General features: G+C 62.7%; 1 pseudogene. It reads right to left on the bottom strand.

From position 1 onward, the window contains the following. Positions 1–1,113: pseudogene (locus BLQ58_RS28595) on the bottom strand (filamentous hemagglutinin); the annotation flags it as partial.

Genomic DNA, 1,113 nt, shown 5'->3' with positions numbered 1-1,113 from the left:
CTGCCGTACTGCGTGAAGCGTGGATCGGTGGCGACGAGGTAGGTATCACCGGGGGCGGTGCGGAACTGGTACAGGCCGTTGGTGGGCAACTTCAGGTTAGGAATGCCGGCATTGCCCGCTGCACGGGCCAGCTGGGTGCCGCTTGCACCGCCGCCCGAAACGCTCCTGCCCGTCACGGCTGCACCGACGGTGTTCACCGAGGCGACAGTCACGTCGTGCCCTGTGGTCTGCACTGCCCTGTTGGCGGTGGCAACGGCCGGCAGGGCCGCCACCGTGGTCGGGGCCTGTGGCGTGCTTGGATATGCCACTGTCTCGAACTTCTGGTCCGAGCCTTTGCGCGCATGCCAATAGAAGAGGGAGGTCTCCTCGGTGGTCACAGTCTGTTGCAGCACCGTGCCAACATCCTCGATCGTGCCGTCGGATGCCTCTCGCACGAGGTTGCCCCCTGCGGCCAGGATCGAGGACTGGTTCAGGATATTGCCACCGTTGCTGTTGATTCGGATGTTCCCGTTTGCCTGGATTCTGGCGGCATCGGTCGCGCTCACGAGCTGGTCCGTCGCCGTATAGGTGACGGTTGTACGGGAGATTTCGTTATAGTCGGTGCCGAAGTTTGCCTGGCGTACCTCATCGGGCCGGATATGGATGTTCGGGTCCCAGTCCGGCCAGAAGGTGATGCTGTAGGTGGAACCGTTGTCCGTGATGGACTGGTAGTACTGGGTCGCATTGGTCGCAACAGGGCGCGAGCGGTTGTCCACCTTCACGCCATACAGCAACAGCAAGCGCATTGCCGCCGGGTCCTGGTACGCCTCGACGGGCGACTGTGTGAACGACAACGTCTGTTTGCTGGTATCCAGGTTAGTCACCGTCGCCTTGTCCACCGTCACGGTGACAGGCGCACGCAGCGCGTCGGTCTGCGGTGTACTCACCTGCGCACGTCGAGTGCTCCAGCGCCAGCCTGGGAACGTAATGCTGTGATGATGGTTGAGCTCCCCGTCGCTTAACCCCGCCTGCCACAATCTGAGCGTCTTGACCGCCGTCTGCACCGGCGTACCAGTCGTCGTCACAATGCTCGTGCGGGTGTTGCTGACCTGGTTGGCCGCGATGTCGATATCG

Source organism: Ralstonia sp. 25mfcol4.1, assembly GCF_900104095.1.
In the GTDB taxonomy this organism is placed as follows: domain Bacteria; phylum Pseudomonadota; class Gammaproteobacteria; order Burkholderiales; family Burkholderiaceae; genus Cupriavidus.
The sequence above is the reverse complement of the archived record's forward strand: the minus strand, read 5'-3'. Positions and strand labels throughout refer to the sequence as shown.